The following is a 24,351-nucleotide window of genomic DNA, read 5'->3' on the forward strand; positions in this document are numbered from 1 at the left end:
ACACGACGGGGACCACCTGCCGATACCAATCCGATACGAGTCCGCTGCAGATCGGTGTCGATCGACTCGGTTGTCAGTCGATGACAGCTTCGGAGAACGCCGGCGGATTGCCGAGGAACTGACGGTGCGACGGCGGCTGCTTCCCCTCGAGGTCCTTGACGCCGAGCTCCTCTGCGACCTCGGCGCCGACGAGCACCTGGCCGCTGCGCTTCATCAGCTGGGGGTCGCGGGCGAGCGCGTCGATGACCCGTCCGGGGAACTCCGCGGACTCCGCGGTCGCCGCGAGGCCGTCGTACGCACCCGGGTTCGCGTCGAAGCCGGCCTTGGTGCGCTCGGTCATGAGCAGACCCATCCAGAGCGAGACCACCGCGACGTTGAACGGCTTGAAGTCGACCGCCATGTCGTGGGCCATCTTGTCGACCGCGGCCTTGCCGGCGCCGTACGCGGGTCCGTGCATGTAGCAGGTGCCACCGAACGACGACGTGTTGACGACGAGGCCCTCACCGTTGGCGGCGAGCAGCGGCGCGGCGTAGTAGCTGGAGACGTAGCTCGACCGCATGCCGACGTCCAGCACGTCGAGCAGGGCCAGGGACTTCTCCCAGAACGGCCCCTTCTTGGTCAACTCGTCCGGCACCGCCAGCGCGTTGTTGACGAGGATGTCCAGGCGGCCGTGCTCCTCCTTCAGACGCTCGAAGAACGCCGCGACCTGCGCGTCGTCGCTGTGGTCGAGCACCACCGGAACACCCTCGCCGCCGCGGCGGGTGATCTCCTCGGCCGTCGCGAACACCGTGCCGGGCAGCGGGGCGTCGCCCTCGGTCTGCGTCCGCCCGGTGACGTACACCTTGGCCCCGGTCTCGCCGAGTGCCAGCGCAATTCCCTTACCTGCGCCGCGACTCGCGCCGGTGACCACCACGATCCGATCCGAACTCAGACCCACCATCCACTCCAACCGTTTGTCGGGAGACCACACGAGGGGTGTGGCCTGCGTCTCATTCAGCACACCGTAGGCGCGGCCTCGTGTGCATGTCACTTCCCGATGGACGGGAAAACCACGACGGACCCGGAACTGCTTGAATCGAGGGATGACGCAGGACAACCCGACGCGGCCCCTCGACGGCATCCGCGTGCTCGAGCTGGGCAACTACATCGCGGCCCCCACCGCGGGCCGGCTGCTCGCCGACTTCGGCGCCGAAGTGATCAAGGTCGAGCGCCCCCGCACCGGCGACGAGCTGCGCAACTGGCGCCTGTACTCGGGCACGACGTCGATGCTCTACCGCACGATCAACCGGAACAAGAAGTCGATCGTGCTCGACCTGCGGTCCGACGAGGGCCGACGCCTGGTCCTCGACCTCGCGGCGAAGTGCGACGTCCTGCTGGAGAACTTCCGTCCCGGAACCCTGGAGAAGTGGGGTATCGGGCCGGAGCAGCTGAACGCGGTGAACCCCGACCTGGTGATCACCCGGATCTCCGCGTTCGGGCAGACCGGACCGCTCGCCGAACGGCCCGGGTTCGCGGCCGTCGCCGAGGCCGTCGGCGGCTTCCGGGAACTGGTGGGCGACCCCGACCGTCCGCCCGTACGGGTCGGCGTCTCGATCGGCGACTCCATCGCCGGCCTGTACGCGGCGTTCGGATCGGTGATGGCGTTGTTCCAGAGGCAGTCCCGCGTCGGCGCGTCGCTCTCGCTGTCGCAGCGGACCATCGACGTCGCGCTCAACGAATCGATCATGTCGATGATGGAGTCGCTGATCCCCGACTATCTCGCGTACGGCGTCAAGCGCGAGCGGGTGGGTGGCCGGATGGAGGGCATCGCGCCGTCCAACGCGTATCCGTGCAACGACGGCACCAGCATCATCATCTCCGGCAACGGCGACGCGATCTTCCAGCGCTACATGGAGACGATCGAGCGACCCGACCTCGCGGCAGACGCGGAATTGCAGACCAACGCGGGACGCTGGGCGCGCCGCGACGAACTCGACGCCGCCATCGGCGCCTGGACGTCGCGTCACACCCGCGACGACGCCCTGCGCATCCTCGACGACGCGAACGTCCCGTCCGGGCCGATCTACACCGCCGCCGACATCGTCGACGACGAACAGTACAACGCGCGCAACATGATTCAGACGTTCGACGTAGACACCGGCGCCGAATCGCCGCAGCCGGTGGGCTTCCCGGGAATCGTGCCCGTGATCGGCGACAAGTCGCTGCCCATCGACCATGTCGGCCCGGATCTCGGCGAGCACACCCGCGACGTGCTCGCGGCGGTGCTGGGGCTGTCCGACGCCGAGATCGACCGGATCGCCACCGAGACGGAGTCCTGATGAGTTACTCCTTTGCACCCCATTCGATTCTGCGCGACGTCACCCTGCGCGACGGCCTCCAGCTGACCGGCAAGGTGCTCCCGACCGACCGCAAGCTCGAGATCGCGCGGGGCCTGCTGGCCCTCGGCGTTCCCGAACTCGAGGTCGGGTCGATGGCCCGGCCCGATCTGGTGCCGCCCATGGCCAACACCCTCGAGGTGATCGGCGAGTTGACGCCCGAGGAGTTGGAGCGCTGCTGGGTGTGGGTGGCCACGCCCCGCCACGTGGAGAAGGCCGCGGCCGCCGGCGCCCGGAACTTCCAGTACTGCTTCTCGGCATCGGAATCCCACAACCGCGCCAACATCGGACGGTCCACCGACGACAGCCTCGCCGCGATGCCCGCCGCGATCGAGCTGACCCGGGCGGTGGGCGGGCGCATCCAGCTGTGCATCGCGACGTCGTTCACGTGCCCGTTCGAGGGCGACGTCCCGGCCGACCGCGTGCTGGCCATCGCGAACGACCCGCGCGGCGACGGCGCCGACGACATCGTCCTGGCCGACACGCTCGGTCAGGCCGTTCCGGCGCAGGTGGCCGCACTGGTCGGGCGGGTGAAGGCCGAATCGCCGCAGCGCCGCATCGTGTTCCACGGTCACGACACGTGGGGGCTCGGCGTCGCGAACACCCTGGCGGCGATCGGCGCCGGGGCGGACGTCGTCGACGGCTCCCTCGGCGGGCTCGGCGGCTGCCCGTTCGCGCCCGGCGCGAGCGGCAACACGTCCACCGAGGACATCGCGTTCGCGACCCGGCCGGACTGGCTCACCCCGCACACGTTGACCGCCCTCGTGGACATCGCGACGCCGATGCTCGCCGAGCTGGGCGAGCCCAACCGGTCCAAGACGGCCGAGGGCACCCGCTCCGAGGCACACGCCTTCGAGTGGGTGCGCCCGGCCTGACCGTTGCAGCCCTATCCGGTTGTCCTGGCGAGCCCGGCCAGGACGGCCGGCAGCGGGCCGCGGTGCAGCACTCCGAGGCGCTGAGTGGCGCGGGTGAGCGCGACGTAGAGTTCGGCGGCACCGCGGGGCCCGTCCGCGAGGATCCGATCGGGATCCACCACCAGGACGGCGTCGAACTCGAGCCCCTTGGTCTCCGACGCCGCCACGGCCCCCGGGACGTCGGGTGGCCCGATCACGACGCAGGTCCCCTCCCTGCCGGCCTCGTCGCGCACGAATTCTGCTATTGCAGTATCCAGTTGGTCGCCGTGGACGCTCCTGGACCAGGGCTGCACACCACACTCACGCACCGAGTCCGGCGGCGTGACGTCGGGCGCGAACTCGGCGAGCACCGCGGCAGCGACGGCCATGATCTCCGCCGGGGTCCGGTAGTTCACCGACAGCGACCGGTAGACCCAGCGGTCCGGCACGTACGGTGCCAGCATCGCGTCCCACGACGTCGCGCCGGCCGCCGACCGGCGTTGCGCGAGATCACCGACCACCGTGAAGGACCGGCTCGGGCAGCGGCGCATCAGCACCCGCCAGTCCATCTCCGACAGTTCCTGCGCCTCGTCGACCACGACGTGCCGGTACGTCCAGCTCCGATCCGCCGCGGCACGTTCGGCGAGTTCGCGGGTGTCGCGCTCGACGAAGCGTTCCGCCAGATCCTCGGCGTAGAGCAGGTCCGTGGCGAACAGGTGGTCGTCGTCGTCCATGTGGTCCTCGCGGCCGACCATGAGGTCGAGCACGCCTGCGGCATACGCCGCTTCGGCCTGCGCGTCGGCCTTCCGCTTCTGCTCGGCAGCCCGCTCCACCGCCGGGTCGGCACCGAGCAGGTCGGCCAACTCGTCGAGCAGTGGGACGTCCGACACCGTCCAGGCGGCACCGTCGGCACGCCACAGCGCGGGGTCGGCGCCGGCCGCGCGCAGTCGCTCCGGTGACGTGTACAGCTGTGCGAGAACCGTTTCCGGCGTCAGGATCGGCCACAGTTCGTCCAACGCTTGTCGGAACCCGTTGTCCTCGGCGAGTTCGGCGAGGAGGTCGACGCGCAGCCGCTCCCACGCGTCGCGGTCCGCGCGGGTCAGCCAGCCCCGGCCGATCCGTCCGATCGCCCGTTCCGTGAGGACGTAGGTGACGATGTCGCGGAACACCTCGCGGGCCTCGTTGTGTGGCAGCCCGCTCGCCCGCGCCTCCTCCCGACCCCACTGCGCGGTCTCGGCGTCGATCCGCACCGTGACGTCGGCCAGTTCGATCGGCAGCGGATCCTCCGGCAGTCGTTGCCGATCGGCGATCGCCGCTGCCAGCACGTCCAGGATCGTCAGCGCCCCTTTGAAGCGGGCGACGTCCGGCGCGTCCTCGCGTGTCGTGGACAGACCCGGCACGAGATCGCCGGTGGTGGTGAACACCACGTTCGACTCCCCCAGCGACGGCAGGACGCGGTCGATGTGGCCGAGGAACGCCGGATTCGGCCCGACGACGAGCACACCGTGGTGCTCGACCCGCGCCCGCTGGGTGTAGAGCAGGTAGGCGACGCGGTGCAGCGCGACGACCGTCTTGCCGGTGCCCGGACCACCCTCGATCACCAGCACCCCGTCGTGGTCGAGCCGGATGATCCGGTCCTGCTCGGCCTGAATCGTCGCGACGATGTCGCGCATGCCGTCGCCGCGGGGCGCGTTCACCGCTGCGAGCAGGGCCGCGTCGACTCGGTCCACGCCTGTGCCTTGCCCGTCGCCGTCGGGGCGGCCGAGGATCTCGTCGGTGAAATCGACCACCTCACGCCCACTTGTGTGGAACTGGCGACGGCGCCGCATGCCCTCCGGGTGCGCGGCGGTGGCGACGTAGAAGGCGCGGGCGGCCGGCGCCCGCCAATCGAGCAGCAGTGGCTCGTACTCGTTCGCCTCGTCGAACAGTCCGATGCGGCCGATGTAGGACGGCTCACCGGTGAGACTGTCCAGCCGGCCGAAGCACAGACCGTGATCCGCGACGTCCAGTCGGGTGATCTCGCGGGCCAGCGCGCGCACTCCTGCATCCCGCTCCACCAGCGTGCCGCCGTTCTCGGCGTCGATCGGGCTCCGTAGCGTCGCGCTGTACCGCCCCTTCACCCGTGCGCGCTCTGCATCGAGTCGTGCGTAGAGTCCCGCCACATAGGTCTGCTCGTCCTGCAGTTCTTGTTCGTATTCCCGAATCGACACGTGCCCTCACCTTCCCTGGGCCGGTGTTCCCATCTGGTTCACACCGGCACTGCCGGATGCGTTCCCCACTCGAGAATTCCGGCTCAGGCCAGCGATTCTGCGGCATACCCGGGGCCTTGCCGCAAGGCCCCCCGTGCGTTATAAGTTGATAGTGGAAACGAGTGGATCTCCTCCTTCCCGTAGATCTCCCCCATGTCAAGCCGTGCATTCGCACTCCTCACCGAACAGCGACGACGAAACTGCCGAGCGTTCGTACAGCATCCAGACCAACCCAGCAGCAAACTGTGCGGGCTCGCGGATGAGCACCATGCCGCCGGGCAGCAGGAATCTGCCCCCGGCCATGTGGTCGTCGGTAGGAAACTCCAACTCGATGCGATAGCAGCGTTGCCGTCGAACCAGAAGGAACGTGAACTCGACCGTGCTGTCGCGCACCCACTCGAGCGCGAGTGGCCTGATGTCGCTCCTGATGGCTGCTTTTCTAGACAATGCCCCCAGTGCCGCGTCGAACGATGATCCAAGTCCTGAGGCCTCAGGCGGTGGCACGACCCGAACATCCCAGTAGCTGCCACGCCGGTCCAGGTAGGGCAGGTAGTAGCGACTGTCCGGTGATCGGTACACATTGGCGGGCTGCTCGGAAGCGACGGTGGTGCGGTAGACGGTGTAGCTCCCGGGATGCCGGATGGCGTACTTCTGCCAGTCGAAGTTCGAAGGCGCATCGATCTGCATGCACGAGGACGAAAAGAAGGCTGCCACTTCGAATCTCGTGCCCACAGAACCCGCGGCGTGGGAGTAGAGATAGAGCGCGGCGAGGTTCACCGGCGCGGCCCAGCGGATCACACTGACCGCACGAACCGGAATCAGGTCGGCGCCTGCCACGTCGAACCTGACCATGACGTTGCCGGACGGCGAGACGAATGCGCCGTCATCGTCGACGGACCACTTGCTTACGCGGACAGTCGCCGGTTCACCGTCGACATCGACCGCGTACCCGTACGGCCAGGGACGGTGCCCCCTGAGGATCGCGCCGATATCGATCCCCTCATTCGCTATGGGAAGCGGGGTTCGCTCAACCATTTCGGACCCCAGCAGCCACCAGCAGTGCCCGAACCCATTTCCGACTTGCCGTCACGCGCACTCACTCCCGAGACTCCGCACGAGGCGAAGGTTCCGACGGTACACCTGCCTGCGCTCATCTTCGCGTTGAGCCGCGACACCCTGTGGGTCTGACGCACGAAGGGTCGCGACGCCGGAACCAACTCCAGCAGAACCGGAGCCAGACGCTTCCCCGTCGACACACCGAGTGCCGACCAGCAGAATGATAGGGCTGCAACAGCTTCCAGCCCATCGACCACCGGCCGCGGAGCCTGCCATCGCACGATTCTCGGCGTCAGGGCAGACCGCAACACATTGCCGGCATCTTCGATGAGTCAACGCGACCCATTGACTCGAACACCAGTTCGAACCAGGCTCGAGTCATGAATCCGGGGGGACTCAACAATTCGGGCATCGCGACCACCGCGCTGCGGCCCGATGACGTGTGCCGGCTCCCTGAGGCCTTGTTGTTGCAGGCCACGTTGGATGTCTCCCGCGAGATCGAGCGCCTCGAGGCGTTACGTGTTGCGATGGTGGCCGAGGTGGATGAGCGGGCAGTTTCGCTCGACACCCTCGGATTTCGGAGTGTGAAGTTCTGGCTGGCCGCGAATTCGCTGTTGGAAGTATCGGTCGCAGCGAAGATCCTGGCGCTGGGCAAGATGCTCGGTCGGCAATCCGAGATCGCTGACGCCTTCAACGCAGGTGACATCTCTGCCGAGCATGCCGCTTTGATCGGAAAGTTCTGCGAGACCCCGCCCCGCGGCATGCCGAACGAGGCACTGGATGCGTGCCGGAAAGTGTTGCTGGACAGCGCCACCGGGCCCACCGCAACCACCACGACCGTGCGCACCTGCATCTCCCGGTTGGAGCGGATCTTCGAATCCGACGAACTGCCACCCAGCGAGGACGTCGAACGCAACGAATTCCACGCCTCGAAAACTCTGAACGGGAGGGTCGCGGTAAAGGGTGACCTCGACGCGGTGACCGGTGAGATGTTGCTGACCGCGTTGTCGTCGTTGACCAAGCCACGCAACCCGATGGACGACCCTGCCGGCGCCCGCACCCCGGCGCGGCAGCGCGCGGACGCGTTCGCCGAGATCCTGCGCCGCTACCTCGACTCCGGCGACGCCCCCATCGAGGGCGGGGAACGACCGCATCTGTCCCTGCACGTGAATGCCAAGGATCTTGCCCGCAGCGAGACCGATCACGAGTGGGCGGGCGCAGACGGCGATCCGGACCTGTTCGGCGACAAAGACGTTGCACGAATGCCCCACATGGGGCCACTCTCCATCGCGACCGCACGCAGATTGGCCTGCGACTGCCACCTCACCCCCATCGTCATGAGCGACGGCGTACCGATCGACCTGGGCCGCACCAGCAGAACAGTGTCGAAGAAGCAACGGCGGGCACTCATCGCCCGCGATCACGGCTGCGCCTTCCCCGGCTGCGGCGCACCACCCGCCCACTGCGAAGGCCACCACGTCACACATTGGGCAGACGGCGGACCCACCGACCTCGACAACCTCGTCCTGCTCTGCCGCTACCACCACACGCTGCTCCACCACTCCCACTGGGAAGTGAAAATCGGCACCGACAGAAAGCCGTGGTTCACCCCACCGAGCACCGTCGATCCCTACAAGAAACCCATCCCGGCCCACAACCGTGCGGGACCACGCGCAGCGTAGGCGCGGGGGTCGTTCCGAATCAGCCTGCTCCTAGCGCGATTCGGAGACCGGCCCCTCGACCAGTTCACCCACCAACCGGTTGACTTCCTCCCGGGTCAAGTGGGCGCCCATTGCCGCGTACTGCTCGTATTCCTCGTCCTCGAGCGCATCGTGGACGACGGCCGCCTCGATGGGGCCGTCGACCGCATCGATCCAGGCCGGCAGGAAACCCGCGTGTGCCCCCAGAGCGTCGACGGCGCCCATCAGTACCGCGCCGTCCGTGGGGCGCCCGGACGCCGCCAACACTGCCGCGGTCGAGTGGATCATCACCAGCCACGACGTGACGTCCCCGTCCTCCTCCAGATCGGCGCGCATCACACGCATCGTCGCGAGCGCACCCTCCACGTCGCCCGCATCCGCGTCGGCCTTCATCAACGCCCAGGTCGACGATGTCACCGTCCAGCGATGTCCACACCGTTCCCCGATCCGGATCGCGGCCCGCAGCTCGTCACGTGCTTCCTCGACCTCCCCCACCGACCGCAGCAGCATGCCGAGCAGCATCCGGGCCTCGGCCTCCGCCCACAGGGCACCATGCTCGACCGCCAACTGCACCGCGTGGCGGCAGATCTCGACCGCAACCTCGGGCCGGCCCTGGATCGCGACGAAGTGTGCCCTCCACGCCTCGTCGCGTGCCACCTCGCCCATCTCACCGATCGACGACCACAGTTGAGCACCGCGGCGCACCGAGTCCTCCGCCGTCGAAGCGTCACCGGTCAGGTACGTCAACGACGCCAGACCGTCGAGTGCCCGCGCCATCACTCTCGGCTCCGGCGGCCGCCAATCCCCGGCAACCAGATCCAGTGCGGTTCGCAGGAACTGCAGTCCCTCACCGATGTTGCCGATCCGATACCAGAACCAGGCCAGCAGACCCGCCAGTTCGAGGGCATAGTGGGCGTCGTCGACGGCAAACGCCGACTCCAGCGCCGCACGGTGCTCCGCTTGGTCGGCCGCGAGCATGTCCACCGCTTGACCGGCGCGGGCGCTGCGCAGCATCGGCGAAATCGCCTCCACACGGGCCAGCACGTAGGCGCGGTGCGCTGCCCGGATCCCGATCGATTCCGCGTCGTCGGCCTGCTCGCGCGCGAAACGGCGCACCGTAGCGAGCATGCGATACCGCGGAGGCGAAGAACCGGGGACGACCCGAATCAGCCCCCGCCGTACCAGACCGGTGAGAACCGCCGACACCCGATCGAGTGCGCCCAACACACACACTGCCGTGGCGCCCTCCGCATCGAAGGATCCGGCGAACACCGAGACCCGGCGCAGCAGACGCGCCTCCCCGTCGGACAGCAGCCGGTTGGCCCAGTCGATGGTGTCCCACAGCCGCCCACGCGGACCGATGGCAGGGTCGGGAGTGCCGTGAAGCAACGTGAAATGGTTCGCCAGTCGCTCGACGATCTGCTGCTCCGTCATCCACCGAAGCTGTGCCGCAGCGATTTCGATCGCGAGTGGCAGCCCCTCCACTGCGCGGCAAATCGTGTGGACCGCGTCGGTATTGCGCGAATCCAACTTCCACGTCGCGGTCACACCTGCAGCCCGTTCGGAGAACAACTCGACCGCGGCATCGTCCACCGGCAGCGCCGTCACCACGTGCACCGCTTCACCCTCGACCCCGAGGGGGTCCGCACCGGTGACGATGATCCGCACGTCCGGGCACTCGGCGACGATCGCACGCGCCACGTCGGCCGCGTAGTCGGAGACGTGCTCGCAATTGTCGAGAAGCAGCACACAGGCACGCGCGGCCAGCGCGTCCGCCAGATGAGCCGCAGACCCTATTCCGGGTAACGCCAGCATCGTCGCAATCGTCGACGGAATAAGCGCGCCATCACTGACTTTCGAAAGATCGACGACCCACGGCCCGTCAGGATCCTCACGTCGGCGGCATGCCTCGACCGCGAGCCGCGTCCGACCGACGCCGCCCGGCCCGACGAGAGTGACCAGCCGCCCGGTGTCGAGAAGTTCCATGAGCTCCGAGACTTCCCGTTCACGGTCGATGAGGCGTGTCCGCGGTGCCATCAGGTTCGATCCGCGAGACTTCCGCGGCTCGGACACCCGGGCCGATTCGAGGTAGACGGCGTCATTCGTCAGGATCGCGGTCTCTATGCGCCGCAGAGGGGGACCGATTTCGCAGCCGAGCCGGTCGTCGATGATCGCGCGGCACCTGCGGATCGCGGCCAGGGCGTGCGCCTGCTGACCCGATCGGGACAGCCCGAGCACCAACAGTTCCCACGCGCGCTCGTCGAGGGGGTGGTCGGCGACGAGCGCCTCCGCCTCGACGGCGGCCGCGGCCGGCGAACCGCTGTCGAGTTGTGCTGTCGCCAAGGACATTCGCGCCCCGAATCGGAGCGCGGTCAAGCTGAACACCTCTGCCTCGATGAAGACGGTTTCAGCGAAGGCCGTGCTGGGAATCCCCGCGTAGGCGATGCCGTGCCACAGGCGCAAGCCTTCGCGATAGGCCTCCGCCGCGGTCTCCGGGGCCGTCGCCACCATCGCGTCGCCGCGACGCACCTCGTCGACGAAACGCTGGGAATCCAACGCATCTCGATCGAGGACCAACTGCACCCGGGTACCGTCGCGGACCAGACTCCGCTCCCCCTCGGCGGCACCGGCATCGAGCCGTTGCCTCAATCCTTCGAGGGACTGCACGAGCGGATCGGGTCCTCCGTCGACCTGCCCGTCGCCGGCCGCAGCCGCGCCGGTGTACCGCACCTGCGCGCGCAGACGTTCGATGTCGACCGAGTGCGGAAATGCGACCAGCAGCGCGGCGAGCAACGCTCGCTGCTGCGCATCGAGCACGATCGGGTTGCCGGCACGACGCACCGAGACGGGACCCAGGACCGAGAACTCGAGTCCGTCCGCCATCGGTCGCTCCCTTCGGTCCGATCGCCGTGTAGTCCTGTTACCCCTGTGGTCCTGTCAGCCGGTCACGTTGACCATGTCGTGTCCCGCAACGTCGGCCGCGAGCACCCTGAGGTGGTCGTCGGCCGAACCGAGAGTGTGCTCGATCGCGGTCAGCCTCGACACGTAGTGGCCCACCGAATACTCCGCCGTCATGCCGATGCCGCCGTGCATCTGGATCGACTCCTGCCCGATGTGCCTCGCGGATCGGCCGATGCGCAGCTTCGCACGCGAGGCGACGACCGGATCGACCACACCGTCGGCGAGCGACATCGTCACGTACTGACTCATGCTGCGCGCCAACTCGAGCGACACATACATGTCCGCGGCGCGCTGCGTCAGCGTCTGGAAACTCGCGAGTGGAACGCCGAACTGCTTTCTGGTTCTCAGGTATTCGGTGGTGAGGCGTAGCACCTCCTCCATTGCACCCACCGCCTCGGCGCACAGGGCGGCCTGTGCGCGTACCTGCGCGGCGCGGATCGCGACCACCGCGTCGCCACCGCTCCCCAGCGGTTCCGCGGGCGCGCCACGCAACTCGATCTGCGCGCCGCGCAGCCCGTCGTGCGTCGCGTATCGCTTCCGGGTCACGCCCGGAGTGTCACCGTCGACGAGGAACAGGCCGATCCCACCGTCCGGAAGCGACGCCGACACCACCACGGTGTCCGCGCAGTCGCCGTGCGGGACGGGGTTCTTGGTTCCGTCGATTGTCCACGAATCGCCCTGCTGCACAGCGGTGGTGCGCACCTCCAGCGACGGCCAGCGCTGCCCCGGCTCGGCGTGTGCGAACGCCAGCAGGATCGCGCCGCCGACCACGCCCGGCAGAATCTTGCGCCGCTGAGCCTCGCTGCCGACGTCCGCGATCAGTCCGCCGGGCAACAGCACTGCATCGAGGACCGGTTCGGGGGCCAGTCGGCGCCCGAGTTCGGTCATGACGATCCCGACCTCTACCGGCCCGGCCTCCGAACCGCCGTCGGCCTCGTCGAACCCGAGCCCGAGGAGACCGGTCTCGGCGAGCCTGCGCCACACATCCTCTCGCCAACCGCGCGGTGTCGCCTTCGCGGCTGCGAGCTGTTCGAGGTCGTAGCTGCGGTCCAGCAGCTCCCGCGTCGTGTCACGCAGCAGCTTCCGTTCGTCGTCCAGATCGAAATCCATTTCGCCGCCTCACAATCCGAGGATCGACGACGCGATGATGGTGCGCTGCACCTCGCTCGACCCGCTGTAGATGGATACCTTGCGGTAGTTGAGATACGTGGGAGCGGCCCGCTGCGCCCACAGCGGGGAGTCGATCTCGTCGCCGGCGTCGTACGGCAGCGAGTCCGGACCGGCGATGTCGACGAGAAGTTCGGTCGCGGCCTGCTGCAACTCCGATCCGCGCAGCTTGAGCAGCGACGACGCCGGGTCGGGTTTGCCGTTCGCGGACGCGGCCACCACCCGCAACTGCGTCAGCTCGAGCGCGAGCAACTCGTTCTCCAGCTCGGCCACCCGCGCGGCGAACAGCGGGTCGTCGAGCAGCGTTCCGGATCCGAGTGGTGTCTGCGCGGCGCGCTCCTTGGCCCGCGCGAGCCGGATCTTGGTGCGGCCGACGCCGGTGACGCCCGTCCGCTCGTTCCCGAGCAGGAACTTGGCATAGCTCCAGCCCGCGTTCTCGTCCCCCACGAGGTTCTCAGCGGGGACGCGGACGTCGTCGAAGAACACCTCGTTGACCTCGTAGCTGCCGTCGATGAGCTTGATCGGCCGGACCGTGACGCCCGGCGAGGTGAGGTCGATCAGGAGGAACGAGATCCCGGCCTGCTTCTTGGGTGCGTTCGGGTCCGTCCGCACCAGGCAGAAGATCCAGTCGGCATACTGCGCGAGCGTGGTCCAGGTCTTCTGTCCATTGACGATGTAGTCGTCGCCGTCACGAACCGCGCGCGTCTGCAACGACGCGAGATCCGAGCCCGATCCGGGCTCGGAGAAGCCCTGGCACCACCAGATGTCGAGGTTCGCGGTCGCCGGAAGGAACCGCTCCTTCTGATCGTCGGACCCGAACGCTGCGATGACCGGTCCGACCATGTTCGCGTTGAACGCGAGCGGTTCCGGGACGGCGGCCAGTTGCATCTCGTCCAGCCAGATGTGACGGTGCACCGCCGTCCAGTCCTGTCCACCCCACTTCACCGGCCAGTGCGGGACCGCGAGTCCCGCGGCGTTGAGGATGCGCTGCGTCGTGACGAGCTCGTCCCGGCTCACCGTGCCGCCGGAGGCCACCCGCTCCCGGATCTCGGAGGGAATCTCCGTCCGGAAGAACGCGCGCATCTCGTCCCGGAAGGCACGCTCTTGCGGGGTCAACGCCAGATTCATCGATGGTTACCTCCACGCACACGGATCCGGACCGGTCCTAGATGCGAACGTTACCCTCCTGGCATGCGCAAACAGGAGGCTTTGCGCACGCGTCGGCGCGGCCCCGTTCGACCCACGAACTCCCGTATCCTCGTTCTTGCATGACGAGGGCCCGCGAGTGATATCCGCGGTACCCGCAGTAGCCACGCGAACAGATGACGCCGTGCCCCGATTGCCGAGACCAGCTACCCCGTACACCGACGACCCGCTCGACCGAAGCGAGCTGATCGTCGCGTCCTGCCGCACGAGGAACCAACTCGAGGACCTCTTACGAGCGTTGGTCGACGTCACGGCAGATCTGGACCTTCCCGAAACTCTCCGCCGGGTCGTCGTGGCGGGCATGCGGATGACCGGTGCGCGATACGGGGCACTCGGCGTTCGCGAGCCCGACAGCACCCGGCTTTCCCAGTTCGTACACGAGGGCCTCGATCGCGAGACGGTACGGAGGATCGGTGCGCTGCCGCAGGGTCGTGGACTCCTGGGGCGGGTGTTCGACGATCCCGTTCCACTGCGACTGGACGACATACGCCGACACCCGGCCTCGATCGGATTTCCGGTGGGACATCCCCCGATGAAGACGTTCATGGGAGTTCCGATCCGGCTCCGTGGGAAGGTCTACGGAAACCTCTATCTGACGGAGAAGGCAGGTGGGGAATCGTTCACCGCCGACGACGAGATCCTGGTCACCGCTCTCGCATCGGGGGCGGGGATCGCGATCGACAACGCGCGCCTCTACGACCAGTCCCATTCCCGACGGCGTCGCCTCGAAGCACTGCACGAGATCGGCACCGCGCTCCTCGCGGGCGGTGATCCCGATCGGGTGTTGCAGATCGTGGTCGACCGCGCGCTCGAACTGACCGACGCTGACCAGTCCATTCTCGCGATGCCGACAGATCCCGACGCACGGGACTACGAAGTGGACGAACTGGAGATCGTGGTTGCGTCCGGGCCGGAATCCGCGCACGCGGTGGGAAGTGTCGTCTCGGTGGATCGCGATCGCACCGATCGTATGCTCCGGACGGCGGCGCCGACCGATCGCGATCGGCTCGGGCACTCGCCGTTCGACACCGTCCTGAATGCGTTCGGGCCGGCGCTGATCGTCCCCCTCCGGGCAGCGGACGGGGTGACCGGGCTGCTGGTGACGCTACGGCGGCGCGGACGTCAGGCGTTCGATTCCGACCAGTTGGCGCTGATGACGTTGTTCGCCGACCAGGCCGCGCTCGCCCTACGACTGGCATCCGCCCAGCGTGACAGGCAGGAACTCACGCTGGGCGCCGATCGGGATCGAATAGCCCGCGACCTCCACGACCACGTCGTCCAGCGTCTGTTCGCCGCCGGCATGTCCCTGCACGCCGCACTCCACGATCCCGCGGCACCGAGATCGCGGGCCCGCATCGACACGACGATCGACGAACTCCAGGAGGTGATCGGGGAGATTCGGAGCGCCATCTTCGACCTTCATGACGGCCGACCGCCTTGCACGCTCGGGCGACGACTGCGCCGAGCCGTCGCGGACCTGACAGCCGATTCCTCGCTGGATTCTGATGTCCGCATCCGCGGCCGGCCCGAGACACTGCCACCGGTCCTCGCAGATCACGTGGAGGCAGTGGTTCGCGAAGCGGTCAGCAACGCGGTTCGGCACTCGTGCGCCGACACGCTCCGTGTCGCGATCGAGGTCTCGGACCGGGTGACGGTGGAGATCGTGGACGACGGGTGCGGCACCGCGGAAGGTGTCTCGCACAGCGGGCTCGCGAACCTTGCCGCGCGCGCCGACGAGGTGGGTGGGACTTTCGAGTTCGAGTCGACGATCGGCAGCGGGACGCGGGTTCTGTGGTCTGCTCCCGCGGGCAACTGACGGCGGACCCCGAGGATCCGGCTACGGGGTGCCCGGTACGCGACGACGGTGACCAACGGCCCTGCCCCGGCGTCCGAGATCGGGGTCGAATGGAGATGCAGCCGATTCCGAGGCTGTGCGACAGCAGTGAGGAGTGGTCATGTCCAATCTTCCCACCCGGCGCCGATCGGTCTTTCCCGATCTGACCGAGGTACTCGACGCTTTTCGTCCACCGTTCGGCGGCAACCTGATTCGCGTCGAGGACCACGTCGGAGACGACAAGTACACCCTGCGCGCCGAACTTCCCGGCCTGAATCCCGAGGACATCGAGGTTCGCGTCGAGGACGGCCGGCTGACGATCGAGGCCGAACGCACCGAGGAGACGTCGGAGAGCGGACATTCGGAGTTCTCGTACGGCTCGTTCAGTCGCACGGTGACGCTGCCTCCCGGCGCCGACGAGGACAAGGTCGACGCGAGCTACTCGAAGGGAATCCTCGAGGTGACCGTGGCGCTGACCGCGAAGGGATCAGCAGCGAAGAGCATCGAGGTCAAGTCCGCCGACTGACCGTGTGATCGGAGTGGCGGTCACTGGGTGCTCCCCGATGTCGGCGGGGCAGGGCGGCCGTCGGTCAGTGCACGGACGAGGTCGAGTCGGGTGACGGTGCCGATCAGGGTGAAGCCGTCCACGACGGGGACGGCGCAGGTGCCGGCGTCGGACAGTGCGGCCGCGACGTGACGAACGTCGGTGGCCGCGCGGACCGCGAGGACCGGGGCGGTCATGGCGTCGGACACCGTGTCCCGCGGATCGACGACGTCGGTGGCGGCGAGTAGTAACGGGCGGAGGCGTTCGAGCAGGTGGGCCGCGGTGACCAACCCGACGAGGTGCCCGGCGTCATCGAGCACGTGCAGGGTCGATTCGGGATCGGTACCGAGCAACCCGGCCGCGGCCGCGAGGGTGGCGTGTTCGCCGATGGTGACGACCTTGCGCGTCATGATGTCGCCGGCGCGCATCGGGTCACTCCTCGACTCTGACCGTGCGCGCGTGGTCGAGGAGAATGCGGCGTTCGGCGGCGGCGACGACCCGTCGTGTGCGGGCCGCCGAATCCGGCGTCACCGACACCGAGGTGATGCCACGGCGGACGAGGTGTTCGGCCAGTCGAGGATCGGTGGAGACCGCCTGCCCGCACAGGGAAGTCGTCAGACCCGACGCGCGCGCACGGTCGATGATGCGATCGATCGCGTCGAGTACGGCCGGGTCCATCGTGTCGAACAAGTCCTTGCACACCTCGGAATCGCGGTCGACTCCGAGCATCAGCTGGGTCAGATCGTTACTGCCGATGGACACGCCGTCGATGCCGAGCCGCGCGTACTCCGGAATCCAGTAGGCCACGGACGGGACCTCCGCCATGATCCAGCGGTGCATCCCACGGTCGGCGCCGAGCGGGTGGGCGTCGAGTTGCGCGAGACACTGCGCGAGTTCCCAACGGGTCCGTACGAACGGAATCATCAAGTGCACGTTGGGCAGTCGCCTTCGAACCTGATGCAGCACGTCGAGGTCGAGGGCGAACAGTTCGGGCTCGCGCACATACCGGAAGCAGCCCCGGTAGCCGATCATCGGATTGTCCTCGTCCGGTTCCACGTCACCACCCTCGAGCTCCGCGAACTCGTTCGAACGCAGGTCGACGGCGCGGTAGACGACCGGACGGGGAGCGAAGGCCGCGGCGATGTGTTCGACGCCGGCCGTCATGTCGTCGATGTACTCCTGCCGGCGTCCGGCAGCGATCATCGCGGCGGGGTGTCTGCCACCGAGCGCGCCGGTGATCATGAACTCGGCGCGGAGCAGGCCCACACCGTCGACGTCGGTGGCCGCGACGGACTCGGCCGCCTCCGGGGTCGCGAGATTGACGTACAGCGCGGTCGCGGTCGGCTCGGTCGTCGTCGCGCGCGGGGACGGCGCGGTGGGCTCGGAACGGGAGGCCCGTGTCGGCGCCACCGCACCGGCGAACACCACCCCCCGGTCCCCGTCGACGGTGATCACCGCGCCGTCGGTGATGACGCTCGTGGCGTCGTGGGTGCCGACGACGACGGGCCTGCCGAGTTCACGGCCGACGATCGCGGCATGGCACGTCACTCCCCCACCGTCGGTGACGATCGCCGCCGCGCGCCGCAACACGGGCAGCCAGTCGGGTCGGGTCATCGGGGCAACCAGGATGTCGCCGTCACCGAGTCGGCCGGAATCCCCGAGCGCGGTCAGGACCCGCGCGGTGCCGGTGGCAGTCCCGGGACCGGCGCCGAGCCCGTGGACCAGCGGTGTCGTGGCGGCGGCGGACTCGGTGCCGACATCAGTGTCGGTATCGGTGTCGGTGTCGCCGAGGGTGGTGATCGGTCGGGTCTGGACCAGCCACACGTCACCGTCCTCGACTGCGAACTCGAGATCCTGCGGCGCCGCATAGTGCTTCTCCACTGCTGCAGCGAGTTTCGCGATCTCTCGCACACGTGCGATGTCGAGGACCTGGCGGTTGCCCTCGTCGGGAGACAGGTCCACCCGCCGGTCACCTCGGATACCCGGGCGGATTGCGAACGCCTGCGACCCGATGTTCTTGTCGACCAGGGAGAAGTCGTCCTTCGACACGACGTACGTGTCCGGCTCGACCTGCCCACCGACGATCACCTCCCCAAGCCCCAGCGCGGCCTCGACGACGATCCGGTCCCGGGCCCCGGTGCGAGGATCGGCCGTGAACGCGACACCGGAACAGTCGGACCGGACCATGCGCTGCACGACGACGGCGATCGACGGTTCGTCGTCGTACCCGCGCAAGATCCGATAGGTCAGGGCGCGTGGCGTCCACAACGACGCCCAGCACGCGAGGACCGCGTCGATCAGTGCGTCGTCACCGACGACATCGGTATAGCTCTCGTGAATGCCCGCGAACGAGGTGTCGGCGGCGTCCTCGGCGGGTGCCGACGACCGCACCGCCACCGGAACGTCGGGACCGAGATCCCGGTAGGCGCGGCAGATCTCGGTTCTCATGCCGTCAGGCAGGTTCACCCCGCGGACGAGGTCCTGCAGGCTTCGCGATTCACTGTCGAGGACTGCATCGTCCGCCGTCCGGCTCGCAGCGCCGCGATCGGCGAGTTCGGTACGGATCCCGGCCGCGTCCATCGCCGCGAGGTAGGCGCTCTCGGCTATCGCGAACGCCGGCGGCACCGGGAATCCGGCGCGGGCGAGTTCTCCGAGGTTTGCGGCCTTTCCGCCGACCGACGGTGCGTCGGTGGCCCCGAGTTGATCGATCGATGCGGTCCACCGTTGGCCCGTCGGGGCCGACTGAGCTGTCATCACCGCTCCTCGGTGTGATTCGAGGGTCCCCTCCAGCAAACACCGCCTGCCGGGCTCGTCCCAGGGTCCAATGTCATCCGTCGGATGATTCGTCGGCGTCGTGCAGGGCCTCTGCAAAGACCACACAGGGTCGACTCCGGGCGTAGGCGCAGATGATCGCGTCGGTCACCGGGACCGACGATCCCGCGAGGAGAAGGACCTCGTCGTCGGGCGTATCCACGGCTGTCCTCTCGGTCATTCCCCGGACGACCGGACGATCATCAGGGGGCAGTCCGCGGTGTGTAGCAGCACGGTGCCCGTCGATCCGAGGAGCATTCCCGCGAACCCGCCACGCCCGTGCGAGCCGACCACCAGGAGGTCCGCGTCCGCTGCACGCTTCCGCAACTCCTCGGCGGCATTGCCGCGGACGACGATGCGGGTGACCTCGATCTCCGGATGACGGTCCTCCCAGCCCGCGAGGCTTTCCGCGAGGACAGCCCGCTCGGCGACCTCGACCTCGTCCCACTGCAGATCGAGTTGGTCGTCGAAGGCGGTGGACAGGTCGAACGGCGACCACGTGTGGATCGCGACCAGTCCGGCGCCCCGTCGGGATGCCTCGTCGAACGCTGTCGCGAGTGCCGGCGCGCTGCTCCGGGTCCCGTCGACACCGACGACCACCTGCCGGTGGCCGGCGCCGGATGTCTGCCCGGCGTGGCCGCGGATAACGACGACCGGGCTGTGCGCGTGAGCGGCGAGCGCCACCGCGACCGAACCCGCCAGCGCGGCTGTGATCCGGCCCAACCCTCGGCTGCCGACGACGATCATGCGGGCCGACTTCGACGCCTCGATCAGGGCCGGTCGGGCGGAACCCTCGAGGAGGTCGGTGACGACCTCGGTGCGGTTCGACGCGGTATCGGTGGTCCGCGCGATCGCGGCCGCCTCTGCGAGGGCGGCGCGGGCGGCGCGATCGCGGTCGGCGAAGTAGCTCGGCGGGAGCCGAATGTCGTCGCCGTATGGTGACGGCGCACCGAGCGCGGTCACGATCCGCAGCGGGCCGTCGTGGAGCCGCGCCGTGCGCGCCGCCCAGCTCACCGCGGCGAGGGACGTCGCGGAACCGTCGATTCCGACGACGACCGGTGCTGCCGTTGTGACTGCGTCCACGGCGACCTCCACGAACCTCGCGTTCCCCCATCGTCGGCGCGCCGAGCGCCCCGGCATAGGGCCGGAAGTCCCACGACACGGTGCGAGCCGCACGGAACGTCGTACCATCGGATCGTATGCACCCAGGAGGTGCCGAGGATGTTGACTGTGTTCATCGTGGACGATCACGAAGTGGTGCGCCGCGGCCTCGCCGAACTGCTCGATACGGACCCCGACATGCAGGTGGTCGGTCAGGCCGAGAACCGGTCGCAGGCTCTCGCCCGGATCCCGGCGCTCCGACCCGACGTCGTCCTGCTCGACGTGCGACTGCCGGACGGCAACGGCATCGACGTGTGCCGCCAACTGCGGACCAGGATTCCGGATCTACGCTGCCTCGTCGTCACCGCCTTCGCCGACGAGCGCGCCATGCAGGATGCGGCCGCGGCAGGAGCAAAGGGTTACGTGGTCAAGGACATTCGTGGAATGCAGTTGATCGAGGCGGTGCGCGAGGTCGGCGCGGGTCGCACACTCCCACTGCCCGCCCCTCCGACAGGGCGGCGCACGCCCCCCGACGATCTGACCGCGCAGGAACGGCGCCTTCTCGCACTACTCGGCGAAGGCCTGACGAATCGCGAAATCGCCGCCCGCATGTTCCTGGCCGAGAAGACCGTGAAGAACTACGTTTCCCACCTCTTGGCAAAACTCGGTGTGGAGCGCCGCGCCCAGGCGGCGGTACTCGCCGCACGTTCCGGGGTGACGATGGGAGCTCCGAACTTACGAACCTGACGGTCGCCGAGATGTCGCGGCCGGCCTGCGTCTCGACGTTCCACCGATACCGCCGCGTCGGATCCGCTTGCTCCAGTAGTCCGCCGCGAGCAGAGCCGGCATCCCCGCGATCGCGACGGCCCATCCCGCGATCGACGGCGGGGACTGCCCGAGTACCGCGGCGACCGGCCCGATGACCAGCAGCGCGATCAGGATCACGAATTCGGCGGCCACCGCCCACACCAGCATCCGATTGGTCAGCCATCCGAGTTGCCATACCGGACGGGTCGCACTGCGACACGCGAAGGCATTCGCGATCTGTCCGAGGACGACCGCGGCGAACGCCGAACCGGACGCGGTGACCAGCACCGTGCCGCTCGGAGGGTCGGCGCCGAGGTGCCAGCCTGCGAGCGTGAGCACCGTGAGGAAGGCGATCATCTCGATCGACGACTCGACCGGGCCCAGGACGCCGAACACGCGGGTCAGGAGCGGGCGGTCCATGAGATGCCGACGCTCCGGCCGGCGCTCCATCACGCCCTTGCTCGGCGGCTCCCCACCGAGCGCGAGCGCCGGCAACAGGTCGGTGACGATATCGAAGCACAGCACCTGCAGAACACCGATCGCGAGCGGGACGTGCCCGCCCGACAACGCCCACACGACGAAGGGCGTGAGCTCGGCGACATTGGCCGTCAGGTGATAGGTGAGGAACCTCCGGATGTTCGCGTACGTGGCACGCCCCTGCTCCACCGCGGCGACGATCGTGGAGAAGTCGTCGTCGAGCAACACCAGGTCAGCGGCCGCCCGCGCGACATCGGTGCCGCCCAACCCCATCGCGACCCCGATGTCCGCCTCCCGCAGCGCCGGGCCGTCGTTGACGCCGTCACCTGTCATCGCGACCACGTGACCGCGGGCCTGGAGTGCGCGGGCGACAGCGAGTTTCTGCTCGGGAGACACCCTGCTCACCACTGCTCCGTCGCGATCGAGCAGTTCGCCGAGCGCGGCATCGTCAGTCGGCAGATCGCGGCCCTGCAGCACGACGGAGTCGCTGCCGCCTCGGATGAGCCCGATCTCCTGCGCCACCGCCACGGCGGTGGCCGGATGATCGCCCGTCAACATGACGACCTTGATGTGCGCACGGCGGGTCGCATCGAGCGCATCGGTGACCGCCGGGCGCGGTGGGTCCTCGATAGCGAACAGACCGAGCAGCGTCAGATCCCGCTCGATCGCCTCCACCGGCGTCGACGCGTCCGGTGCGGCAGCTCCGGCGAGCTGCCGCTCTGCCACCGCCAGCACCCGCAGCCCCTGTCCCGCCAGGTCGTCCACGGTGTGACGTGCACTCGAGAGTGCGGCGTCGTCCGGTCCCGTGCACAGCGGCAGGACCGAGTCGGGCGCGCCCTTGAGCATCAAGGTGCTGCCGGACACCACCGACTCACGGCGCCGCACGGGATCGAAAGCGTAGCGCCGTTCGACGGGCATCCCGACGCGGTTCGGACCGCCGGCCAGGCGGCGCGCGAATGCGTCTATCGCCGCTTCCATCGGATCGCCGACCACTGACCAGGTGCCGTCGTCGAACGAGATCCCGCCCTGGGACGCGGTAATCGCCGCGCGCCCCATTCGCGCTCCGGCGGTCCGTGCCGCGGTGGATGCGGTGACCTGGCCCGTCGGCTCGTACCCGTCACCGACGACTGCGACGGAGCCGGCGGGCGTCCACGCCCGGACCACGGTCATCCGGTTCTGGGTGAGTGTCCCGGTCTTGTCGGTGCAAATCAGGGTCGTGGAGCCGAGTGTCTCGACCGCCTCGAGATGTCGCACGAGGGCGTGTCGGCGGACCATCCGCTGCGCGCCCATCGCCAGCGACAGAGTCACTGTCGGCAGAAGTCCCTCGGGCACGAGTGCGACGGTGACGCCGACCGCGAACAGGAAGCCGTTGTGGGCCGGCGCCCCGACCAGCAACGACAACGCGAAGAAGGCGCACCCCACGCCGATCGCGAGCACCGCGATGATCCGAACGATCCGGTGGAGTTCGGCGGCCAGCGGGCTCCGCGGGCGCCGCACCCCCGCGGTCAGTGACGCGATCCCGGCCAACCGGGTGTCGTCGGCGGTCGCGACGCACAGGGCTTCTCCCTGACCGGACACCACATACGTGCCGGCGGAAACGTCGTCGTCCCTCGCCGCGTGTACCGATTCACTCTCGCCGGTCAGCGTCGACTCGTCGACTGCGAGATCGTCGCTGTGGAGCAGTCGACCGTCGGCCGGTATCCGATCGCCGCTGGAAAGCAGCATCACGTCGCCGACGACCACGTCGGCAGCCTCGACGACGCGTGGCTCGCCGTCCCGGCGAACTGTCACGGCCGACGGCAGCAGGTCCCGGAGCCGTTCGGACGCCTTCTCCGCGCGTTCCTCCTGCACGAACGCGAACACCCCGTTCACCAGGATCACGACGACGATCGCGATCGCGAGTTGGGGCATCCCCGCCACCATCGCCAGAACGGCTGCCACCCACAGCATCAGCGCGAAGAAGTGGGTCAGTTCCGCGAGCAACTTGCGCCACGCGGGCACCAGCCGTACAGACGGCAGCACGTTCGGACCGTCGGCGCGCAGACGTGCCGCAGCGTCGGCTGCGGACAGTCCGGTCGCCGCCACTGTGGTTTCGGTTGCCGGCACGCGTGCCACCGGTGCTCCGCTTCGCCCCTACGACTGCACGCGGTCGCCGTCCACGGCAACCGCGGGCGGGGCGCGGTGATAGAGCATCTCGATCTCCTCGCGCCGGCACGGACGGGTGCCGGGCATCCTGAGCATCGCGGCCCCCGCAGCGATCCCGAGTCGAACCGCGTCGTGCAGGGGCTGGTTGCGCGCCAGCCCGACGGTGATCCCGGCGAGCATCGCGTCGCCCGCCCCGACCCCACTGCGGATCGCGACGGGGAGGGCCGCGAACCGGGCGGCCGAATGGGCCGTGACGACCAGGGCCCCACCGGCGCCCAACGACAACACGACGACTTCGCATCGCCCGGCGTCGACGAGTCGGCGGGCCGCGGCGAGCCGAGCCGCCGCGTCGGCGAGGTCGTCTCCGCTCAGCTCCCGCAGCTCCCGAATACTCGGCTTGAGGAGGTACACGCCGAATCGGCTGCGCTGCAACGATTGTCCCGACGTATCGAGCAGGCACCGCACACCGAGGTCACGGGCCGTCGCGGCGACCCGATCGTAGAAGTCCGGTGGCGTACCCGGCGGCAGCGAACCACTCGCGACGATGAATCGGGCGTCACGAGCCACCTCCTCGAGCATCACCAGGCACTGCTCCTGCTGGGCGCGGGTCAGACGGGGGCCGGGGAGCACGAAGCGGTACTGCTCGCCGGAGCTGTCCTCGTCGACGGTGAAGCTCTCGCGAGTGGCGCCGTCGATCGGGATGCGGCGCGTCCATACGCCCTCCTTGTCGAGCAGTCCGCCGAGCACCCCACCCGTGGCGGAGCCGACGGGAAACACCGCGACGACGGACTCGCCGAGCACTCGCACGATCCGGGCGACATTGATCCCCCCACCGCCGGGGTCGTAACGGGGCTCGCTACAGCGAATCTTGTCGGTGGGGCCGACTCGTTCGGCAGTCGTCGAGATGTCGAGCGCCGGATTCATGGTGAGCGTGACGATCGCCGGCATCGCAGGGCGCCTCCCTCGGACAGGATGCGGTCGGCGCCCGCATCCTCCCATCCGATCGTGCGTGGCCCGCGGTACGC

The 24,351-nt window shown here is 68.6% G+C and carries 18 protein-coding genes; 6 read left to right on the forward strand and 12 right to left on the reverse strand.

From position 1 onward, the window contains the following. Positions 1–73 precede the first annotated feature (73 nt). Complete coding sequence (locus LCL87_RS00035; RefSeq protein WP_225015273.1) at positions 74–940, reverse strand: SDR family NAD(P)-dependent oxidoreductase; 867 nt, start codon at positions 938–940, stop codon at positions 74–76. Between the two features lie 142 nt (positions 941–1,082). Between LCL87_RS00035 and LCL87_RS00040 the strand changes: the two genes are divergently transcribed. Both LCL87_RS00040 and LCL87_RS00045 read left to right on the forward strand, forming a co-directional pair. Next, positions 1,083–2,318, forward strand: a complete 1,236-nt coding sequence (locus LCL87_RS00040) for a CaiB/BaiF CoA transferase family protein (RefSeq protein ID WP_225015274.1) — start codon at positions 1,083–1,085, stop codon at positions 2,316–2,318. Beyond that, on the forward strand, positions 2,318–3,250 hold the full coding sequence (locus LCL87_RS00045) for a hydroxymethylglutaryl-CoA lyase (RefSeq protein ID WP_225015275.1): 933 nt from the start codon (positions 2,318–2,320) through the stop codon (positions 3,248–3,250). The genes LCL87_RS00040 and LCL87_RS00045 overlap by 1 nt, the downstream gene beginning before the upstream one ends. A gap of 11 nt (positions 3,251–3,261) precedes the next feature. On the opposite strand, the gene helR is transcribed toward LCL87_RS00045, so the two are convergent. Further along, complete coding sequence (helR, locus tag LCL87_RS00050; RefSeq protein ID WP_510850666.1) at positions 3,262–5,478, reverse strand: RNA polymerase recycling motor ATPase HelR; 2,217 nt, start codon at positions 5,476–5,478, stop codon at positions 3,262–3,264. A gap of 195 nt (positions 5,479–5,673) precedes the next feature. After that, positions 5,674–6,552 carry a hypothetical protein gene (locus LCL87_RS00055; protein ID WP_225015276.1) on the reverse strand — a complete coding sequence of 293 codons (879 nt, stop codon included), beginning with the start codon at positions 6,550–6,552 and terminating at the stop codon, positions 5,674–5,676. Between the two features lie 401 nt (positions 6,553–6,953). Between LCL87_RS00055 and LCL87_RS00060 the strand changes: the two genes are divergently transcribed. Then, complete coding sequence (locus LCL87_RS00060; protein WP_225015278.1) at positions 6,954–8,255, forward strand: HNH endonuclease signature motif containing protein; 1,302 nt, start codon at positions 6,954–6,956, stop codon at positions 8,253–8,255. Between the two features lie 30 nt (positions 8,256–8,285). Here LCL87_RS00060 and LCL87_RS00065 read toward each other — a convergent pair whose 3' ends face one another. From LCL87_RS00065 to LCL87_RS00075, 3 genes are read right to left on the reverse strand one after another with little or no spacing between them, the layout of a single operon-like run. Next, positions 8,286–11,156: a BTAD domain-containing putative transcriptional regulator gene (locus LCL87_RS00065; protein WP_225015280.1), complete on the reverse strand. Its 2,871-nt coding sequence runs from the start codon at positions 11,154–11,156 to the stop codon at positions 8,286–8,288. Between the two features lie 54 nt (positions 11,157–11,210). Further along, on the reverse strand, positions 11,211–12,344 hold the full coding sequence (locus LCL87_RS00070) for an acyl-CoA dehydrogenase family protein (protein ID WP_225015282.1): 1,134 nt from the start codon (positions 12,342–12,344) through the stop codon (positions 11,211–11,213). A gap of 9 nt (positions 12,345–12,353) precedes the next feature. Beyond that, positions 12,354–13,529, reverse strand: coding sequence for an acyl-CoA dehydrogenase family protein (locus LCL87_RS00075; RefSeq protein WP_225015284.1), 1,176 nt, complete (start codon positions 13,527–13,529; stop codon positions 12,354–12,356). 385 nt (positions 13,530–13,914) lie between these two features. On the opposite strand from LCL87_RS00075, the gene LCL87_RS00080 reads away from it, so the two are divergent. Both LCL87_RS00080 and LCL87_RS00085 read left to right on the forward strand, forming a co-directional pair. Beyond that, positions 13,915–15,423, forward strand: coding sequence for a GAF domain-containing sensor histidine kinase (locus LCL87_RS00080; RefSeq protein WP_237691554.1), 1,509 nt, complete (start codon positions 13,915–13,917; stop codon positions 15,421–15,423). 139 nt (positions 15,424–15,562) lie between these two features. Then, on the forward strand, positions 15,563–15,967 hold the full coding sequence (locus tag LCL87_RS00085; RefSeq protein WP_225015288.1) for an Hsp20/alpha crystallin family protein: 405 nt from the start codon (positions 15,563–15,565) through the stop codon (positions 15,965–15,967). A 20-nt stretch (positions 15,968–15,987) separates the two neighbouring features. On the opposite strand, the gene LCL87_RS00090 is transcribed toward LCL87_RS00085, so the two are convergent. The 4 genes from LCL87_RS00090 to LCL87_RS00105 all read right to left on the reverse strand — a co-directional run bounded on the left by LCL87_RS00090 (position 15,988) and on the right by LCL87_RS00105 (position 19,879). After that, positions 15,988–16,413 carry a CBS domain-containing protein gene (locus LCL87_RS00090; RefSeq protein ID WP_225015297.1) on the reverse strand — a complete coding sequence of 142 codons (426 nt, stop codon included), beginning with the start codon at positions 16,411–16,413 and terminating at the stop codon, positions 15,988–15,990. Between the two features lie 4 nt (positions 16,414–16,417). Beyond that, complete coding sequence (ppsA, locus tag LCL87_RS00095) at positions 16,418–18,739, reverse strand: phosphoenolpyruvate synthase (protein WP_225015299.1); 2,322 nt, start codon at positions 18,737–18,739, stop codon at positions 16,418–16,420. Between the two features lie 73 nt (positions 18,740–18,812). Next, positions 18,813–18,977 carry a hypothetical protein gene (locus tag LCL87_RS00100; protein WP_225015301.1) on the reverse strand — a complete coding sequence of 55 codons (165 nt, stop codon included), beginning with the start codon at positions 18,975–18,977 and terminating at the stop codon, positions 18,813–18,815. After that, entirely contained in the window at positions 18,974–19,879 is a 906-nt protein-coding gene (locus LCL87_RS00105) for a universal stress protein (RefSeq protein WP_225015303.1), read from the reverse strand. Before LCL87_RS00105 ends, LCL87_RS00100 begins: the two co-directional genes overlap by 4 nt. 138 nt (positions 19,880–20,017) lie before the next feature. Here LCL87_RS00105 and LCL87_RS00110 point away from each other — a divergent pair, with 138 nt between their 5' ends. Next, positions 20,018–20,644 carry a response regulator transcription factor gene (locus LCL87_RS00110; protein WP_225015305.1) on the forward strand — a complete coding sequence of 209 codons (627 nt, stop codon included), beginning with the start codon at positions 20,018–20,020 and terminating at the stop codon, positions 20,642–20,644. On the opposite strand, the gene LCL87_RS00115 is transcribed toward LCL87_RS00110, so the two are convergent. Together LCL87_RS00115 and LCL87_RS00120 are read right to left on the reverse strand one after the other, a co-directional pair. Next, entirely contained in the window at positions 20,633–23,296 is a 2,664-nt protein-coding gene (locus LCL87_RS00115) for a cation-translocating P-type ATPase (protein WP_510850667.1), read from the reverse strand. The genes LCL87_RS00110 and LCL87_RS00115 overlap by 12 nt on opposite strands. Before the next feature lie 18 nt (positions 23,297–23,314). Beyond that, complete coding sequence (locus LCL87_RS00120; protein WP_225015309.1) at positions 23,315–24,274, reverse strand: 1-phosphofructokinase; 960 nt, start codon at positions 24,272–24,274, stop codon at positions 23,315–23,317. Positions 24,275–24,351 lie beyond the last annotated feature (77 nt).

Source organism: Prescottella equi (genome assembly GCF_020171745.1).
In the GTDB taxonomy this organism is placed as follows: domain Bacteria; phylum Actinomycetota; class Actinomycetes; order Mycobacteriales; family Mycobacteriaceae; genus Prescottella; species Prescottella equi_A.

Excerpts from the sequence above, each read along its gene's own strand:
- LCL87_RS00035 (WP_225015273.1), bottom strand. The coding sequence starts at position 940 with ATGGTGGGTCTGAGTTCGGATCGGATCGTGGTGGTCACCGGCGCGAGT.
- LCL87_RS00040 (WP_225015274.1), top strand. The coding sequence starts at position 1,083 with ATGACGCAGGACAACCCGACGCGGCCCCTCGACGGCATCCGCGTGCTC.
- LCL87_RS00065 (WP_225015280.1), bottom strand. The coding sequence starts at position 11,156 with ATGGCGGACGGACTCGAGTTCTCGGTCCTGGGTCCCGTCTCGGTGCGT.
- LCL87_RS00075 (WP_225015284.1), bottom strand. The coding sequence starts at position 13,529 with ATGAATCTGGCGTTGACCCCGCAAGAGCGTGCCTTCCGGGACGAGATG.
- LCL87_RS00045 (WP_225015275.1), top strand. The coding sequence starts at position 2,318 with ATGAGTTACTCCTTTGCACCCCATTCGATTCTGCGCGACGTCACCCTG.
- LCL87_RS00120 (WP_225015309.1), bottom strand. The coding sequence starts at position 24,274 with ATGCCGGCGATCGTCACGCTCACCATGAATCCGGCGCTCGACATCTCG.
- LCL87_RS00060 (WP_225015278.1), top strand. The coding sequence starts at position 6,954 with ATGAATCCGGGGGGACTCAACAATTCGGGCATCGCGACCACCGCGCTG.
- LCL87_RS00055 (WP_225015276.1), bottom strand. The coding sequence starts at position 6,552 with ATGGTTGAGCGAACCCCGCTTCCCATAGCGAATGAGGGGATCGATATC.
- LCL87_RS00080 (WP_237691554.1), top strand. The coding sequence starts at position 13,915 with ATGACCGGTGCGCGATACGGGGCACTCGGCGTTCGCGAGCCCGACAGC.
- LCL87_RS00085 (WP_225015288.1), top strand. The coding sequence starts at position 15,563 with ATGTCCAATCTTCCCACCCGGCGCCGATCGGTCTTTCCCGATCTGACC.
- LCL87_RS00070 (WP_225015282.1), bottom strand. The coding sequence starts at position 12,344 with ATGGATTTCGATCTGGACGACGAACGGAAGCTGCTGCGTGACACGACG.
- LCL87_RS00090 (WP_225015297.1), bottom strand. The coding sequence starts at position 16,413 with ATGCGCGCCGGCGACATCATGACGCGCAAGGTCGTCACCATCGGCGAA.
- ppsA (WP_225015299.1), bottom strand. The coding sequence starts at position 18,739 with ATGACAGCTCAGTCGGCCCCGACGGGCCAACGGTGGACCGCATCGATC.
- LCL87_RS00100 (WP_225015301.1), bottom strand. The coding sequence starts at position 18,977 with ATGACCGAGAGGACAGCCGTGGATACGCCCGACGACGAGGTCCTTCTC.
- LCL87_RS00110 (WP_225015305.1), top strand. The coding sequence starts at position 20,018 with ATGTTGACTGTGTTCATCGTGGACGATCACGAAGTGGTGCGCCGCGGC.